The organism is Nocardioides stalactiti, from assembly GCF_014180715.1.
GTDB lineage: Bacteria > Actinomycetota > Actinomycetes > Propionibacteriales > Nocardioidaceae > Nocardioides > Nocardioides stalactiti.
Window position 1 is genome coordinate 1 of record NZ_JACEFC010000103.1, and the last position, 16125, is coordinate 16125.

15 protein-coding genes and 1 pseudogene are annotated in these 16125 nt (G+C 71.1%); 8 read left to right on the top strand and 8 right to left on the bottom strand.

Annotated elements, in window-relative coordinates; translation table 11 throughout:
- The 3 genes from H0487_RS17515 to H0487_RS17525 form a co-directional block, all read left to right on the top strand.
- Positions 1-831: hypothetical protein (locus tag H0487_RS17515; protein WP_183095518.1), on the top strand; the 831-nt coding region annotated here is incomplete at its 5' end.
- Between the two features lie 31 nt (positions 832-862).
- Positions 863-1522 carry a thymidine kinase gene (locus H0487_RS17520; protein WP_183095519.1) on the top strand — a complete coding sequence of 220 codons (660 nt, stop codon included), beginning with the start codon at positions 863-865 and terminating at the stop codon, positions 1520-1522.
- Between the two features lie 107 nt (positions 1523-1629).
- The gene (locus H0487_RS17525; protein ID WP_183095520.1) at positions 1630-2481 is read left to right on the top strand and encodes a hypothetical protein; all 852 of its coding nucleotides are present in this window, start codon (positions 1630-1632) and stop codon (positions 2479-2481) included.
- Positions 2482-2485: 4 nt separating this feature from the next.
- Here H0487_RS17525 and H0487_RS24355 read toward each other — a convergent pair whose 3' ends face one another.
- The 4 genes from H0487_RS24355 to H0487_RS17545 form a co-directional block, all read right to left on the bottom strand.
- Entirely contained in the window at positions 2486-3697 is a 1212-nt protein-coding gene (locus H0487_RS24355) for a sensor histidine kinase (protein WP_183095521.1), read from the bottom strand.
- A 40-nt stretch (positions 3698-3737) separates the two neighbouring features.
- The gene (locus H0487_RS24360; RefSeq protein ID WP_183095522.1) at positions 3738-4910 is read right to left on the bottom strand and encodes a sensor histidine kinase; all 1173 of its coding nucleotides are present in this window, start codon (positions 4908-4910) and stop codon (positions 3738-3740) included.
- A gap of 1 nt (position 4911) precedes the next feature.
- Positions 4912-5625: a response regulator transcription factor gene (locus tag H0487_RS17540; RefSeq protein ID WP_446685579.1), complete on the bottom strand. Its 714-nt coding sequence runs from the start codon at positions 5623-5625 to the stop codon at positions 4912-4914.
- Between the two features lie 273 nt (positions 5626-5898).
- Entirely contained in the window at positions 5899-6438 is a 540-nt protein-coding gene (locus H0487_RS17545; RefSeq protein ID WP_183095524.1) for a TasA family protein, read from the bottom strand.
- 174 nt (positions 6439-6612) lie between these two features.
- Between H0487_RS17545 and H0487_RS17550 the strand changes: the two genes are divergently transcribed.
- Both H0487_RS17550 and H0487_RS17555 read left to right on the top strand, forming a co-directional pair.
- Positions 6613-7800, top strand: coding sequence for a hydroxymethylglutaryl-CoA reductase (locus H0487_RS17550; protein WP_183095525.1), 1188 nt, complete (start codon positions 6613-6615; stop codon positions 7798-7800).
- A gap of 45 nt (positions 7801-7845) precedes the next feature.
- Positions 7846-9870, top strand: coding sequence for a M3 family metallopeptidase (locus H0487_RS17555; protein ID WP_183095526.1), 2025 nt, complete (start codon positions 7846-7848; stop codon positions 9868-9870).
- Positions 9871-9889: 19 nt separating this feature from the next.
- Here H0487_RS17555 and H0487_RS24020 read toward each other — a convergent pair whose 3' ends face one another.
- The 4 genes from H0487_RS24020 to H0487_RS17575 form a co-directional block, all read right to left on the bottom strand.
- On the bottom strand, positions 9890-10150 hold the full coding sequence (locus tag H0487_RS24020; RefSeq protein ID WP_183095532.1) for a PQQ-dependent sugar dehydrogenase: 261 nt from the start codon (positions 10148-10150) through the stop codon (positions 9890-9892).
- On the bottom strand, positions 10065-11084 hold the full coding sequence (locus H0487_RS17565; RefSeq protein WP_183095527.1) for a PQQ-dependent sugar dehydrogenase: 1020 nt from the start codon (positions 11082-11084) through the stop codon (positions 10065-10067). Before H0487_RS17565 ends, H0487_RS24020 begins: the two co-directional genes overlap by 86 nt.
- Positions 11085-11131: 47 nt before the next feature.
- On the bottom strand, positions 11132-11962 hold the full coding sequence (gene panB, locus H0487_RS17570; protein WP_183095528.1) for a 3-methyl-2-oxobutanoate hydroxymethyltransferase: 831 nt from the start codon (positions 11960-11962) through the stop codon (positions 11132-11134).
- Between the two features lie 9 nt (positions 11963-11971).
- On the bottom strand, positions 11972-12463 hold the full coding sequence (locus tag H0487_RS17575; protein WP_183095529.1) for a VOC family protein: 492 nt from the start codon (positions 12461-12463) through the stop codon (positions 11972-11974).
- A 73-nt stretch (positions 12464-12536) separates the two neighbouring features.
- On the opposite strand from H0487_RS17575, the gene H0487_RS17580 reads away from it, so the two are divergent.
- From H0487_RS17580 to H0487_RS17590, 3 genes and pseudogenes are all read left to right on the top strand, one after another.
- Positions 12537-14543, top strand: coding sequence for an NAD(+) synthase (locus tag H0487_RS17580; protein WP_183095530.1), 2007 nt, complete (start codon positions 12537-12539; stop codon positions 14541-14543).
- Positions 14544-14563: 20 nt separating this feature from the next.
- Positions 14564-15901 carry a glutamine synthetase family protein gene (locus tag H0487_RS17585; protein ID WP_183095531.1) on the top strand — a complete coding sequence of 446 codons (1338 nt, stop codon included), beginning with the start codon at positions 14564-14566 and terminating at the stop codon, positions 15899-15901.
- Positions 15902-15915: 14 nt separating this feature from the next.
- Positions 15916-16125 (top strand): annotated as a pseudogene (locus tag H0487_RS17590) (type 1 glutamine amidotransferase); the annotation flags it as partial.

A 16125-nucleotide genomic window follows, 5' to 3' on the forward strand; every position in this document is an offset into this window, starting at 1 on the left:
CGGTCCTTCGACGGTGTGCACACCGAGCTCCTCGGGTCGGCGGCCGACACCGACCTCTCCTCCGTGGTGAGCGACGCCCAGGGCACCTGGATCGCGTGGGTCGACCAGGACGGCGACCGGCGGACCTTCGCCGCCCACGACCTGGAGACCGGCACGACGCTCTTCGAGCCCCTCCGCCTCGACCCCGACGGGGAGGAGCCGCTCGACACGGGCCTGGTCCTCGCCGTCGACGGCTCGACGGCGTACTGGCTCGACGCGCGGGGGACGACGGCGATCGACCTGGTCTCCAGCGAGAAGCGGCGGGTCGGGGACCCGGGGGAGTCGGTCCTGGTGATCGGGGCGGAGAACGGCACCCTGGTCCGTTGGCGGGAGAGCGCCACGGGTGGCGACCTCGGCACGGACGTGGTCGACGCCGACGGTTCGGTCCTGCTGGGGTATCGCCAGGTCGGGACGGTCGGTGCGTTGTCACCCGATGGCCGCTGGGTGGCCAGCCTCGACTCCGCGCTCGTCTGGGACGTCCGCTCGGGCACCCGGGTCGACCTCGCGACCGGTGCGCCGCTCGACGCGATCGGCTACGAGTGGCTCGACGAGGACTCGTTGATGGTCCTCGCCGAGATCCAGGACGACGACACCGCGCTGCGGCTGATGCGGTGCGAGGTCCCCTCGGGCGACTGCATGGACGTGACGACCGTCGACTTCTCCGGCGACCGCCTGGCGCTGCCGACGTTCGGGCTGATGCCGGCGTTCGCCTTCGGCGGGGTGGAGTCGGACTCGGCACAGGGCTCGGACAGCTCCGCGCCGCAGTCCTCGAGCACGGAGCGCCCCGAGTAGCGGAGCCGTCCCGGTCTGGCACGATGCTCCGGTGGCGGAGCTGACCTTCTGGACCGGGACGATGGACGCAGGGAAGTCGACGCTCGCACTGCAGACCAACCACAACCACGCGGCGCGGGGACGGATCGGTCGGCTCTACACCTCGCACGACCGGGCGGGCATCGCGACGGTCTCCTCGCGGCTCGGGCTCACCGTCGAGGCCCACGAGGTCACGCCGGACCTCGACTTCTGGCGCACGACCGTCGACGCGCTGACCCAGGGCGCACGGATCGACTACTTCGTGTGCGACGAGGCGCAGTTCTACACCCGGGACCAGATCGACCAGCTCGCCAAGATCGTCGACGAGCTCCAGATCGACGTCTTCTGCTTCGGGATCCTGACCGACTTCCGGACGCGGCTCTTCGAGGGCTCCGCCCGGCTGGTCGAGCTGGCCGACCGCACCGAGGTGCTCCAGGTCGAGGCGCTGTGCTGGTGCGGGAAGCGCGCGACCCACAACGCCCGGACCGAGGACGGGATCATGGTGACCGAGGGCGAGGTGATCGTCGTCGGCGACGTCGACCTCCACGTCCCAGTGGACGAGCCGGCGGTCGTGTCCTACGAGGTGCTGTGCCGCCAGCACCACCGCCGCGGGCTCACCGCTGCCCGCGCCCGGGCCGTGTCCCTGGCGCCCGATCCGCTGCCCTTCGGCTGAGGACGGTTCGACAGTCTCAGGACCGGTTCACCCTTTCGTGGACATCGCTCCGCGGGGGCGGGGGTGCAGCGACGATGAGGCTCCCCCCTCACCTCGGAAGGCTCGCCATGTCACCCCTCTCCCTCCTCCGCCGCCTGCCCCGGCCCACTCCGTCGTACGCCAACATCTGCTCGACGGCCGCGCTGGTGGTCGCGCTGGGCACCGGCACCGCCTACGCCGCGAACACGATCGCGTCCGAGGACATCATCGACGGTGAGGTGAAGCAGGCGGACCTGGCGACCAACTCGGTCAACACCGTCAAGCTGACCGCCCAGGCGGTGCGACCCGTCGACGTCCAGCTCAACAGCCTCACGGCCGACCAGCTCGCCGACGGCAGCGTCGGGTCTGCGGAGATCGTCGATGGCAGCGTTGCGACGCTGGAGATCGCCGACGGCAGCATCGGCTCCTTCGACATCGATGACTACGCCATCCTCCCCGACGACATCGCGCCGGACAGCCTGGGGCAGGACCAGATCGGCTTCGATGCGGTCGGGCCGACCGAGGTGGCCCCCGACAGCATCGACGGCGACGAGCTCGAGGACCTGTCCGTCACGGACAACGACCTGGCCGACGGGTCGGTCAACGGTGCCAAGGTCGCCAGCAGCTCGCTGACCGGCTCGGACGTCGCCAACGACTCCCTGACGATGGCGGACATCGCCGGGGGCGGGACCTCAGGTGGGGCGGTCACCTTCTCGGCCATCTCGAACGGGCGCTGCCGCAACTTCGTGCTGTCCATCTCGGGGGCCACGCCGGGCGACGCCGCGGTCGTCGTCGCGAAGGCGCCGATGCCCGACGGGATGTTCCTCTACGCGACCCAGGTGTCGTCGGCCAACCAGGTGCAGGTCGTCCTCTGCAACCTCAGTGGGGCCACGTCGCCGCGGATCGAGGACCTCCCGGTCCGCATCCACACCTTCCGCTGACCGGTCAGGCGGGGAGGGTGAACCAGACGGTGGTGCCGCCGTCGGGACCGCTCTCGATGCCGATCCGGCCGCCGTGGGCCTCGACGGCGCGCCGGGCGGTCGCCAGCCCGATGCCGGAGCCCTCGACGGAGCGGTCGCCGCGCCGGTGGAGGTCGAAGACCGCCTCCCGATCGGCCGCGGGGATCCCGCGGCCGTTGTCACGGACCGTGGCCCGCCACCGGGTGTCCTCCCTGGTGGCGGCTACCGCGACCGCCGGGCTGCGGTCCGGCGGGGTGAACTTGATCGCGTTGGACAGCAGGTTGAGCAGCACGGCGTAGACCTGTTCGGCATCGGCCTCGACCGTCGGCAGCGGACCTCGCGAGACCGTCGCCTCGCGGGCCGCGATGATCGGGCCGAGGTCCACCAGGACGTGGTCGAGGGCCACGTCGAGAGGCACCTCGGTGCGCTGTGGGTCGGCTCCGACCTTGGCATAGGCGAGGACCGTGTCGATCAGGGCGGCCATGCGGCGGCCGGCGTTGGTGGTGGCGGTGACCAGCTCGGCGACCGCGGGATCTGCCGCGACTGCCGGCTCCGTGGCCAGCAGTTCGGCGTTGGCGAGCACCGCCGTGAGGGGGGAGCGGAGGTCGTGACTGACCTGCCCGGCGAACAGCGAGAGCAGCTCGTTGGAGCGGCTCAGCTCCTCCTGGGTGCGGGTCAGCTCGGCCAGCGACCGCTCCAGCTGTTGGGTCCGCAGGCCGAGCTCGAGGACGTCCATGACCCGGGCGGCGACCACCCGCAGGATCCCCGCGCGGTCGGCGTCGAGCTCGTGCGGCTCGGTGTCGAACACGCAGAGCCGACCGATGATCTCCGCCTCGGGCGTGATGAGGGGAACCGAGGCGTAGAACCTGACCGTGTCGATCTCGCCCGAGACGAACGGGTTCGCCGCGAACCGGTCGTCCACGCTCGCGTCCGGGCTGACGACGATGTCGAGGTCGTCGAGGACGATGGCGCACATCGAGTCGTCCCGCGCGCAGACCGAGGGATCGATGCCCGCTGCGGCGACCTGGTGCTGGTGGTCGCGGGTGATGATGTTGATGGCGGCGTGGGGGACGTCGCACACGAGCGCCGCGAGGTGCGCCAGCGCCACCATCTCGCGGCCGCCCGGGTCGTCCAACGCCCCGTAGCGCGCGATGGCGTCGTCGGCGGTGGCCGGGAGGGGACGCGACGGGCGGGTCACGAGGCGATCTTTACCGAACGCGCGACGGAAGCCAAGGAGGTCATCCTTCGGTGACGGCGCGCTTCGGGAGCCGTAGCGTCACGCCCCCGGACGTCTGGGTGAGCGAGCCACCCGCAGCGGCGACGAGCTCCGAGGCCGGACCGCGGTGCCGGGCGGCGATCGCAGGGTCCTGCCCGGCGGTCGTGACGGAGACCTCGAGGTGGGTGCCGCGATCGGCGGCGCGGACCTCGCTGCCGCCCCCGACGAGCAGCTCGAGCGCCTGGACGACGGCTGTCGGGTCGAGGCGGGTCGGCAACGGCCCCGTCGGCACGTGGGTCACCCGCCGACCCAGCGCGGCGACCCGCGCCACGGTGTCGGCGACGAGCGCGTCGAGGTCGAGGTCGATCTCGGCGAAGGCCGCCTGCTCCCGGGAGGTCGCCAGCAGCTCGGTGACGGCGTCCGAGAGCCGGTCGAGCTCGCCGACGGAACGCTGGAGCACCTCGCCGACCGCGGCCGGCGTCTCCGGCCAGAGAGCAAGGTCCTCGAGCTCGAGGCGCATCGCGGTGATGGGCGTCCGCAGCTCGTGAGACGCGTGGACCGCCACCTCGCGCTCGTGCTGGAGGAGGGCGTCGAGGCGCGCACCGCTCGCGGAGAGCGCGTCAGCGATCTCGCGGGCCTCGGGGACCCGATAGACCGGGAGGACAGGCCGCAGCCGGCCGGCGCCGAAGTCGCGGGCGGCGGTGGCGAGCTCCTGGAACGGCCGGGCGAAACGACGGGCGAGCAGCAGGCCGGCGACACCGGAGAGCAGGACCAGCGCCAGCCCGATGAGGACCAGCGGCAGGAGTGCCTCGGCGACCTCCCGGTCGACAGCCCCGTGGTCGAGGACGACCGTCAGTGTCCCGCCGGGGACGTCCGCGGTGGACGTCAGGTCGCCGTCGATCGGGTCGGTCCAGTTCGACGTGCCGACGACCAGGATGCTGCCGTTCGCCTTCTCGGTGCGCAGGACGAGGCGCTCGTCCTCCTGCGCCAGCCGGTCGAGATAGGCGCTGTCCACCCGGTCGCGGTCGTCGAGGCGTTCGCCGACCACCGTCGCCACCAGCGCGGCCGTCCGGTCGACCTGGTCCTGCTCCTGCGAGCGGACCAGGTCGGCCAGGATGTAGGCGCGGGGGATCCCGTAGAGCGCGACGACGACGATCGTCAGCCCGACGAAGGCGGCGACCAGGCGCTCGCGCACGTCAGCTCGACTCGAGCCTGAAGCCGACGCCCCGGACGGTCACGATCTCCACAGGTGCCTTGCTGTCGTCGAGCTTCTGGCGCAGCCGTCCCATCGTCACGTCGAGGGTCTTGGTGGACCCGAACCAGTTCTCGTCCCAGACCTCGTCCATCAGCCGCTCACGGGTGAGGACGGTGCCGCGCTCCGCGGCGAGGATGGCGAGCAGGTCGAACTCCTTCGAGGTGAGCGCCACCTCAGCGTCCTCGACCCACACCCGGCGGGCCTGGACGTCGACCCGGAGCCCGCCGGTCGAGGCGGGCGCCTCGGGCGCGGTGCCGTTGGCCGGCGCGGGGGCATCGCTCCCGTTGCGCGCCGTACGACGCAGCAGCGCGCGGGTCCGGGCGAGCAGCTCGGCGAGCGCGAACGGCTTGCCGAGGTAGTCGTCGGCCCCCACGTCGAGGCCGACCACGCGGTCGAGCTCGCCGCCGCGGGCGGTGAGGATCATGATGCCGGCGTCGTAGCCGTCGCTGCGCAGCTGACGGCACACGTCGAGGCCGTCCATGTCCGGCAGACCCAGGTCGAGGAGCACCAGGTCGATGCCGCCCTCGGCGGCCCGGGCGATCCCGTCGCCCCCCGTACCGACCCGCTCCACCTGGTAGCTCTCGCGCTCGAGGGTGCGGATCAGGGGGACAGCGATGCCGTCGTCGTCCTCGACGACGAGGATCTTGGGGGTCACCTCAAAGAGCATAGGAGGCCTCCTGTCGGGGGTGGGCGCGGCACGCGGCGCCGTGGTCGGGGTGCGGGCGAGGTCGGTCATCAGAAGTCCTTGGTGTGTCTTTCCGATCGCCTCCAACGCTAGGGAGGCGACGGCCACGGCTCGGCAACAGCGCGTCGGTGCAGCTCCACAACTCGGTAACAAAAGCCGAAGCGGGGCGCTCCCCCCAGGAACGCCCCGCGTCGGTCGTGACCCGCTCGGTCAGGTCACGACGACGTGGCCTGCTCGGTCAGGTCACTGGTTGTAGGTCTGGCCGTCGAGCTGGACGGAGTCCCACTTGTAGACCGCGTTGGCGGTCTTGCCCTGGTCGGCGTTCGGGGTGTCCTGGTTGAGCTTGACGGTGAACTTGAACGCGTGGGCAGCACCGGCGGCCCAGGTGCCCAGCTCGTTCTTCGCGCCGTCGGCCAGGCCACCGAAGGACCCGGAGTAGACCGTGGAGCCCGAGGTGGTGTCCACGATGTCCAGGGTCAGGTTCGAACCGGTGAACCCGTTGGAGGAGGACACCTCGGTCAGCGAGAACGCCGCCGGCAGCGACCCGGTGTTGGTCAGCGTCAGCGTGCCGTTGAGCGTGTCGCCCGGCTTCATGTTCGTCAGGTTGAAGATCGCCTGGTCGGCCTTGGAGTTGGAGTGGGTCAGGGTGCCGGCCGTGACCGCGCTGATCGTGTTGCCCGAGGTCGAGGTGAACGTCGCACCCGAGCCCACCGCGATCGCGCCGGCGGCAACGAGGGTGGCGAGCGGGACGAGCAGCGTGCGGGTCTTGTTCTTCGTGGCCATGACTGGTTCTCCTGAGTTCCGGACGCCCGGTCCGGGCGATTCCTGGTGGTCGGTGCGGGGTGTTCTTCCCGATGACCAGAACGCTACGAAGCCCAGGACCACGCGAAGGCAACGCGAGGTCCTCAGTACGACCACACCTCGGAACCGGTCGAGAACGTGGCATCCTCAGGTCCCATGCCCGACCTCCCCACGAATCTCCTGAAGATCCCGCGTGCCCGCGACGACGACTACGGCGCCGCCGCCATCGAGGCCCGGCAGGAGCACGTCCGCACCCACACGGCGTCGACGCTGGACCACGTCGCCAGCTATTCGCTCGACCCGGCCACGCTGCCGGGCAACATCGAGAACTTCTTCGGCGTCGCCCAGGTGCCCATCGGGCTCGCCGGGCCGGTCCTCGTCAACGGCGAGCACGCGCAGGGGGAGTTCCTCGTCCCGCTCGCCACGACCGAGGGCACCCTCGTGGCGTCGTACAGCCGGGGCATGAAGCTGTGCCGTGAGGCCGGGGGCATCACGACGACGGTCCTCGACGACAGGATGCAGCGGGCACCTGTCTTCAGCTTCGACAACGCCCGGTCCGCGAAGGCGTTCGCCGGGTGGCTGGACGCCCACTTCGAGGAGATCGCGGCGGCCGCCCAGACGACGACCAGATCCGGCAGGCTCCTCGACATCCAGAAGTTCTCGGTGTCCAAGCTGCTCTACACCCGGTTCAACTACTCCACGGGCGACGCGGCCGGCCAGAACATGACCGGCAAGGCGACCTTCGCCGCGTGCGCCTGGATCAAGCAGAACTACCCGGGTGAGCTGCACTTCCTCCTCGAGGGTCAGTTCGCGACGGACAAGAAGACCTCGGTGGTCAACATGCTCCACACCCGCGGCAAGCGGGTCGTCGCCGAGATCACGCTCCCCAAGGACCTCGTCCAGGAGCACATGAACGTCAGCACCGACAAGCTGTGGGCGGCCCGCCTGCGGGGGCAGCTCGGCTCGATCATGTCGGTCACGAACAACAACGGGAACCACTCCGCCAACGGGATCACCGCGATGTTCATCGCCACCGGTCAGGACGTCGCCAACGTGGCCGAGAGCTCGGCGATGTACGGCTTCTCCGAGCTGCTCCCCAACGGCGACTTCTACGCCTCGGTCACCCTGCCCTCGCTCATCATCGCGACGTACGGCGGCGGGACCGGACTCGCCACCCAACGCGAGTGCCTGGAGGTCATGGACTGCTACGGCGCCGGGAAGGTCCACAAGCTCGCCGAGATCATCGCGGCGACCGTCCTCGCCGGCGAGCTGTCCCTGGGCTCGGCGGTCGTCGCCGAGGAGTGGGTGCAGGCGCACGACGACCTGGGCCGGAACCGCCCCTGAAATCCGTTCGACGGGCCGCGGGGCCGGCTGCATAGGGTGGGCCGCATGCACCCCCTGCTGCTGCCGAGTGACCTGCCCTACCAGCTCCCGCGCTTCGCCGACTTCACCGACGACGACCTCGCCCCGGCCATCGACGAGGGGATGGCTGCGCAGCTCGCAGCGGTCGCCGCGATCACGGCCGACCCGTCGCCCGCGACGTTCGACAACACGCTGGTGCCGTTGGAGCGGAGTGGCGAGGGGCTCGCGCGGGTGCTGCGGATCTTCTCCAACAAGGCCAGCGCCGACACCAACCCGCAGGTCGACGAGCTGCGTGCGGCGTACGCCCCGAGGCTGGCAGCGCACTCCGACGCGATCGCCCTCGACCCGGTGCTGTACGCCCGCCTGCTCGCGGTGCACGAGCAGCGGGCGGACCTCGAGCCCGAGGCGCGCTACCTGGTGGAGCGCTACGTCACCGAGTTCACCCTCGCGGGCGCTGCGCTGGACGACGACGACAAGGCGCGGCTGCGCAAGCTCAACGAGCAGATCTCGGCTCAGGAGGCGGCCTTCGAGATCACCCTCCAGGCCGACACCAACGACCTGGCCGTCGTCATCGACGACGAGGCCGACCTCGCGGGCCTGACGCCGGGTGAGGTCTCCGCGGCCGCCGCTGCGGCCACCTCCCGCGGCCTGGAGGGCAAGTGGCTGCTCACCCTCGTGCTGCCCACCGCCCATCCCCACCTGGCCGCCCTGACCGACCGCGACGTCCGGCGTCGGCTCTCCGAGGCGCAGCGCGCTCGGGGGAGCCGCGGGGGTGCTCACGACACCCGTCAGATCGCGCTCGACGTGCTCCGACTGCGGGCGGAGCGCGCGCAGCTGCTCGGGTTCGCCAACCACGCCGAGCTCGTCACCACCGACAACACCGCCGGCACCCCGGCCGCGGTCCGGGCGATGCTCGGCACGCTCGCCCCGCCGGCCGCGCGCAACGCCCGCCGCGAGCAGGAGGCCCTCTCGGCCCAGGCCGGCTTCCCGGTCGAGGCGCACGACTGGCCGTTCTACGCCGGGCAGGTCCGGGCCGCCGAGTACGACGTCGACCTCGCTGCGCTGCGGCCCTGGTTCGAGGCCGAGCGGGTCCTCCAGGACGGGGTGTTCTTCGCGGCCAACCGCCTCTACGGGCTCACCTTCGCCGAGCGCCCCGACCTCGACGGCTACCACCCCGACGTGCGGGTCTTCGAGGTGCACGAGGCCGACGGCACGCCGGTCGGCCTCTACCTGCTCGACCTCTACACCCGTGACTCCAAGCGCGGCGGCGCCTGGATGAGCAGCTTCGTCAACCGGTCGACCCTGCTGGGCAACGACACGGCGGTCGTCTTCAACAACCTCAACGTGCCGAAGCCGGCGCCGGGCGAGGCCACCCTCCTCACCTATGACGAGACCCGGACGCTCTTCCACGAGTTCGGCCACGCCCTCCACGGCCTGCTCGCCCGGGCGACGTACCCCCGCTTCGCCGGGACGGCGGTGTTCCGGGACTTCGTCGAGTACCCCTCACAGGTCAACGAGATGTGGATGCTGTGGCCCGAGGTGCTCAGCAACTACGCAGTCCACCACGAGACGGGAGAGCCGATCCCGGCCGACGTCATCGAGCGGATCGAGGCGTCGTCGACGTTCAACGAGGGCTTCGGCACCAGCGAGTACCTTGCCGCGGCGCTGCTCGACCTGGCGTGGCACGAGCTCGGCCCCGACCAGGTGCCGACGTCACCGGACGACGTACGCCGCTTCGAGGCCGAGGCGCTGGCCTCCGTCGGCCTCGACAACCCGGCGGTCCCCACCCGCTACTCGACGCCGTACTTCGCGCACAGCATGAGCTCGGGCTACGCCTCGGCCTACTACTCCTACATCTGGAGCGAGGTCCTCGACGCCGACACCGTCGCCTGGTTCAAGGAGAACGGCGGCCTCACCCGGGACAACGGCGACCTCTACCGCCGCTACGTCATCGGCATCGGTGGGACGAAGGACCCGCTCGACTCCTACGTCGACTGGCGCGGCCGCCCCGCGCCGATCGAGCCCCTCCTCGAGCGCCGCGGCCTCGCCTGACCCGAACGGGGCGGTCCGGTCAGCGGGCGGGGCGGACGCGGAGGATCTTGTCGTTGCTGCCGTTGGAGGTGGTGACGAGCAGGGAGCCCCGGTGTGCCGTGACGCCGCGGAGGCGGCCGAAGTCGCGCAGGCGGCCCGGGGCGCGGGTCCAGCGGAGCTCGCCGTCGGCGGTCAGCTTGACGAACATCAGCCGCTCACCGGCCAGGCAGCCCACGGCGAGCGTGCCGCCGAGGGCGCCCCAGCCGCGGCCGCGGACGAAGTCGGCGCCCGAGGTGGCGATCGTCGGGTTGCCCGGGCTCCANGTTGCCCGAGCTCCAGACGGCGCCCCACTGGCGGCCGGGGAGGTCGAAGCTCGTCATCGGCGGTGACTCGTCGTAGTTCGGGCCCGGCTGCCAGCCGAAGTTGCGGCCGGCCTTCAGGAGGTTGATCTCGTCGTCGCGGTAGGTGCCGTGCTCGACCGACCAGAGGGAGCCGTCGGCCCGCTGGGCGAGGCCCTGGACGTTGCGGTGGCCGTAGGTGAACAGGTAGCGCTTGCGGCCCTCCCCGTCGGCCCACGGGTTGGTGGGCCAGGGCCGGCCGGTGGCCGGGTCGAGCCGCAGCGTCTTGCCGCCGAAGGAGCGCAGGCTCTGGGGGTTGTTGGTCTGGGCCGCGTCTCCGGTGCCGACGAGCAGCGCGCCGTTGTCGGCCATGAGGAGCCGGCACCCGCCGTGCCGTCCCGACGTGGTCGGCAGGCCCTTGACCAGCGCGTCCGGGTTCCCGACGGCGGTCAACGCCTTGTTGAGCGTCCACGCGTTGACGCGGATGTCCTGGTCGCCGCCGGGGAGCTTCCAGCCCGAGCAGGTGTAGATCCGGCGGTTCTCGGCGAAGTTGGGGTCGATCGCCAGTCCCATCAGGCCCGTCTCGCCCGACACCCACACCCGCTCGCTGGGGAAGGTCACCGCGCGGGTGTCGCCGTCTGCCTGGATCAGGGTCAGGCTGGCGCGCTCACGCTGCGTGAACAGGAAGCGGCCCTCTCCGATCGACCGCACGTCCCACGGGTTCTGGAGACCGTCGACCAGCGTGGTGACCCGCAGCTCCGGCGCGGCCCGACGTGGGCTGTCGGAACGGGCAGGTCGGTCGTCCTCGGGTGCCGGGGAGGACGCGGAGGCTGGCGCGGACGCGATCAGCGAACCGAGGAGTGCGAGGACGGCGAAGGGGGCTCCGAGCTTGCGCATGGCGCCCAACCTACGTCGACCGCAAGCGCGCGCGGCAGGTCCCGGGGTCAGAAGGTGTGCTCGTCCGCGGGGAACGCCGCGGACTTCACCTCGGCGTCGTAGGTCCGCGCGGCGTCGAGCAGCACCGAGCGGAGGTCGGCGTACTGCTTCACGAAGCGGGGCATCCGGCCGCTCCGGAGCCCGAACGCGTCCTGCCAGACGAGGACCTGGCCGTCGCACTGGTTGCCGGCCCCGATGCCGATGGTGGAGATCTGGAGCTTGCGGGTGATCTCAGCGGCGATCTCGCCCGGCACCATCTCCATCACGACGGCGAACGCGCCCGCCTCCTGCACCGCCTCGGCGTCGCGCAGGACGCGCTCGGCCGCGTCGCCACGGCCCTGCACCCGGTAGCCACCGAGCGTGTGCTCGGACTGGGGCGTGAAGCCGATGTGGGCGATGACGGGGATGCCGCCCTTGACCATCCGGTCGATCTGGGGAGCCATCTCGACGCCGCCCTCGAGCTTCACGGCGTGGGCGCCGCCCTCCTTCATGAACCGGACGGCCGTCAGGTAGCCCTGCTCCGGGGAGGCCTGGTACGACCCGAACGGCAGGTCGCCGACGACCATCGCCCGTTCGACCGCCCCGCTGACGGCACGCGTCAGCGGGATCAGCTCGTCGACCGTGATCGGCAGCGACGTGGTGTTGCCGAGGACGTTGTTGGAGGCGCTGTCCCCGACGAGCAGCATCTCGATGCCGGCCTCGTCGAAGACCTGGGCCGTGAGCATGTCGTAGGACGTGAGCATCGAGAAGCGCTCACCGCGCTCCTTCATCTCCCGGATGTGGTGCGTCCGGACCCGCTTGATCGTCGGGCCGTACGGCGCGGTCGTCTCCTCGCTCATGGGACAACGCTAGCCCCGGACGGCGTCGGCGGCAGCCTCCACCTCGGAGATCACGATCCGCCGCATCCCGAGCATCGCCCGGGTCGCCGCCTCGGCGCGTGCCGGATCGGGGTCGGAGACCAGCTCGTAGAGGCGGGTGGGCACGACCTGCCAGGACAGGCCGTAGCGGTCCTTGAGCCACCCGCACACCGACTCCTCGCCGCCGTCGGACAGGGCGTCCCAGTAGTAGTCGACCTCGGACTGGTCGCGGCAGGAGATGGAGAAGGAGACCGCCTCGGTGAACCCGAAGTGGTCCGGCCCGCCGTTGATCCCGCGGAACGTCACGCCGTCCAGCGTGAACTCGCCGGCCATGACCCGGCCCGGTTCGCCGTACCCGGCCTCGTGGTAGCGGGCCAGGTGCCCGATGGAGGAGTTCGGGAAGATGCCGGTGTAGAACCGGGCCGCCTCCTCGAGCTGGTCGTCGAACCAGAGGCAGGGCGCGATGCTGGTGCTGAGGGTCATGCCGGTGCAGACCGGCCGGCGTCGCCGTACTCATCGAAGGGGCCGCTGGGCCGCCGATCCCTAGACTTGCCCCGTGGACTTCTACTCGGCCTACGACCAGGGCTTCGTCCGGGTCGCCGCCTGCACGGTGCCGGTGGCGCTCGCCGACCCCGCGACCAACGTCGCGCGCACCCTGGAGCAGGTCCGTTCGTTCCACGAGAACGGCGTCGGCGTGGCGGTCTTCCCCGAGCTGGGGCTGAGTGGCTACGCGCTCGACGATCTCTTCCTCCAGGACACCCTGCTGGACGCGGTACGGCGCGCGATCGCGGACCTGGTCGAGGCGTCGGCCGACCTCGGGCCGGTCATCGTGGTCGGGGCACCGCTCGCGGACGGCAACCGGGTCTACAACTGCGCGGTCGTCGTCCACCGTGGCCGGGTCCTCGGCGTCGCGCCGAAGTCCTACCTGCCGAACTACCGCGAGTTCTACGAGCGGCGCTGGTTCGCGCCCGGGGACGACGTGCGCGGCCGGACCATCGCGGTCGCCGGCCAGGAGGCGCCGTTCGGGCCGGACCTGATCTTCAGCGCGACCGACGTGCCGGGCCTGCACCTCCACGTCGAGGTCTGCGAGGACATGTGGGTGCCCGTGCCGCCGAGCGCCCTCGCCGCGCTCGCCGGGGCGACGGTGCTGGCCAACCTCAGCGCGAGCCCGGTGACCGTCGGCCGGTCCGAGGGGCGTCGGCTGCTCGTGCAGTCGGCGAGCAGCCGCTGCAACGCGGCCTACCTCTACACGGCGGCCGGCCAGGGGGAGTCGACGACCGACCTGTCCTGGGACGGCCAGACGATGGTCTACGAGTGCGGGGACCTGCTGGGCGAGACCGAGCGTTTCCCGGACGGTCCGCGCGCCACGATCGTCGACGTCGACCTCGACCGGCTGCGTCAGGAGCGGCTGCGCCAGGGGAGCCACGACGACAACCGCCGCGGGTTCGGCATCGAGAGCGACGACTTCCGACGGATCGAGCTCGAGCTCGCGCCGCCGCTCGGGGACATCGGGCTGCTCCGCAAGGTCGACCGCTTCCCGTTCGTCCCCGACGACCCCGACCGCCTCGCGCTGGACTGCTACGAGGCCTACAACATCCAGGTGTCCGGCCTCGAGCAGCGCCTGACCGCGATCGGCGGGCCTGACTTCCAGCCGAAGGTCGTCATCGGCGTGAGCGGCGGCCTCGACTCCACGCACGCGCTGATCGTCGCGGCCAAGGCGATGGACCGGCTGGGCCGCCCGCGCAGCGACATCCACGCGATCACGATGCCGGGGTTCGCCACGGGCGAGACGACGAAGTCCTACGCCACCCGGCTCGCGACCGCCCTCGGCTGCACGTTCGAGGAGCTCGACATCAAGCCGGCCGCCGAGCAGATGCTCAAGGACCTCGACCACCCGTACAGCGAGGGCGAGGAGACCTACGACGTCACCTTCGAGAACGTGCAGGCCGGCCTGCGGACCGACTACCTGTTCCGCCTGGCCAACCACCGGGGCGGCATCGTCCTCGGCACCGGCGACCTCTCCGAGCTCGCCCTCGGCTGGTGCACGTACGGCGTCGGCGACCAGATGTCGCACTACAACGTCAACGCAGGCGTCCCGAAGACGCTCATCCAGCACCTCATCCGGTGGGTGGTCGGTCACGCCGACTTCGCACCCGAGGCCAACGACGTGCTCGACGAGATCCTTGCCCAGGAGATCACTCCCGAGCTGATCCCGACCCGTCCGGGGGAGAAGCCGCAGGCGACCGAGGACACGGTCGGCCCCTATGCGCTCCAGGACTTCACGCTCTACCACGTGCTGCGCCTCGGCTACCGCCCGCGCAAGATCGCCTTCCTGGCCTGGCACGCGTGGCGCGACGTCCACGACCTCGCGACCGTCCGGAAGTGGCTGGTGGTGTTCGTGCGCCGCTTCTTCGCCAGCCAGTTCAAGCGCTCCGCGCTGCCCAACGGCCCCAAGGTCAGCGGGGGCGGGACCATGTCGCCGCGAGGTGACTGGCGGATGCCGTCCGACGCCAGTGCGGCAGCGTGGTTGGCCGAGATCGAGGCCGACGTCCCCTCCACCTGATCACCCCCTAGGCTGCGTCCATGGGTAAGCAGGAAGACTTCGTACTCCGCGCTCTCGAGGAGCGTGACGTCCGGTTCGTCCGGCTGTGGTTCACCGACGTGCTCGGGTTCCTCAAGTCGGTCGCGGTCGCGCCGGCCGAGCTCGAGGGAGCCTTCGCCGAGGGCATCGGCTTCGACGGCTCGGCGATCGAGGGCTTCGCTCGCGTCTACGAGTCCGACATGCTCGCCAAGCCCGACCCGGCGACCTTCCAGATCCTCCCGTGGCGCGGCGAGGGCCCGTCGACGGCGCGGATGTTCTGCGACATCGTCATGCCCGACGGCTCCGCGTCGTACGCCGACCCGCGCAACGTCCTCAAGCGGACGCTCGCGAGGGCGGGGGAGAAGGGCTTCACCTTCTACACCCACCCCGAGATCGAGTTCTACCTCTTCAAGGACGACCCGCAACCCGGCGTCGTCCCGGTGCCGATCGACCGCAGCGGCTACTTCGACCACGCCGCGCACTCCCACGGCTCGGACTTCCGTCGCGAGGCGATCACGATGCTCGAGGCGATGGGCATCTCGGTGGAGTTCAGCCACCACGAGGGCGGCCCGGGCCAGCAGGAGATCGACCTGCGCTACGCCGACGCGCTCTCCACGGCCGACAACATCATGACCTTCCGCACGGTCATCCGTGAGGTGGCGCTGAGCCAGGGCATCTGGGCGACCTTCATGCCCAAGCCGTTCACCGAGCAGCCCGGCTCCGGCATGCACACCCACGTCTCGCTCTTCGAGGGCGACCAGAACGCCTTCTACGAGGCGGGCGCCGAGTACCAGCTCTCCAAGATCGGCCGCCAGTTCATCGCCGGCATCCTCCACCACGCGGGCGAGATCAGCGTCGTCACCAACCAGTGGGTCAACTCCTACAAGCGGATGATGTTCGGGGGCGAGGCGCCGTCGTACGTCTGCTGGGGGCACAACAACCGGTCGGCGATGATCCGGGTGCCGATGTACAAGCCGCTCAAGGGCCAGTCGACCCGCATCGAGCTGCGCACGATCGACGCCGCCTGCAACCCCTACCTGGCCTTCGCCGCGGTGCTCGCCGCCGGCCTCAAGGGGATCGAGGAGGGCTACGAGCTGCCGCGGGAGGCCGAGGACGACGTGTGGGCGCTCAGCGAGCGCGAGCGTCGCAGCCTCGGCATCGCGCCGCTGCCCAAGAACCTCAACGAGGCGATCGAGATCGCCGAGCGCTCCGAGCTGCTCGCCGAGACGCTGGGGGAGCAGGTCTTCGACTACTTCCTGCGCAACAAGCGCGCCGAGTGGGACGAGTACCGCGGTCAGGTCTCGGCCTTCGAGCGCGACCGCATGCTGCCGGTGTTGTAGGCACTCGCCCGGTGATGAGGGTCCTGGTCGTCCAGCACGAGGACGGGTGCCCGCCCGCGCGGTTCGGTGACGGCGTCGTCGCGGCCGGTGCCGAGCTCGACGTCCGTCGCCCGTACGCCGGTGACACGCTGCCGGCGGGCCTGGCCGAGCACGACGCGCTCGTCGTCCTCGGCGGTCGGATGGGGGCGGACGACGACGCGGACCACGCCTGGCTGGCGCCGACC

Excerpts from the sequence above, each read along its gene's own strand:
- H0487_RS17575 (WP_183095529.1), bottom strand. The coding sequence starts at position 12,463 with ATGACCCTCAGCACCAGCATCGCGCCCTGCCTCTGGTTCGACGACCAG.
- H0487_RS17555 (WP_183095526.1), top strand. The coding sequence starts at position 7,846 with ATGCACCCCCTGCTGCTGCCGAGTGACCTGCCCTACCAGCTCCCGCGC.
- panB (WP_183095528.1), bottom strand. The coding sequence starts at position 11,962 with ATGAGCGAGGAGACGACCGCGCCGTACGGCCCGACGATCAAGCGGGTC.
- H0487_RS17585 (WP_183095531.1), top strand. The coding sequence starts at position 14,564 with ATGGGTAAGCAGGAAGACTTCGTACTCCGCGCTCTCGAGGAGCGTGAC.
- H0487_RS17525 (WP_183095520.1), top strand. The coding sequence starts at position 1,630 with ATGTCACCCCTCTCCCTCCTCCGCCGCCTGCCCCGGCCCACTCCGTCG.
- H0487_RS17550 (WP_183095525.1), top strand. The coding sequence starts at position 6,613 with ATGCCCGACCTCCCCACGAATCTCCTGAAGATCCCGCGTGCCCGCGAC.
- H0487_RS17545 (WP_183095524.1), bottom strand. The coding sequence starts at position 6,438 with ATGGCCACGAAGAACAAGACCCGCACGCTGCTCGTCCCGCTCGCCACC.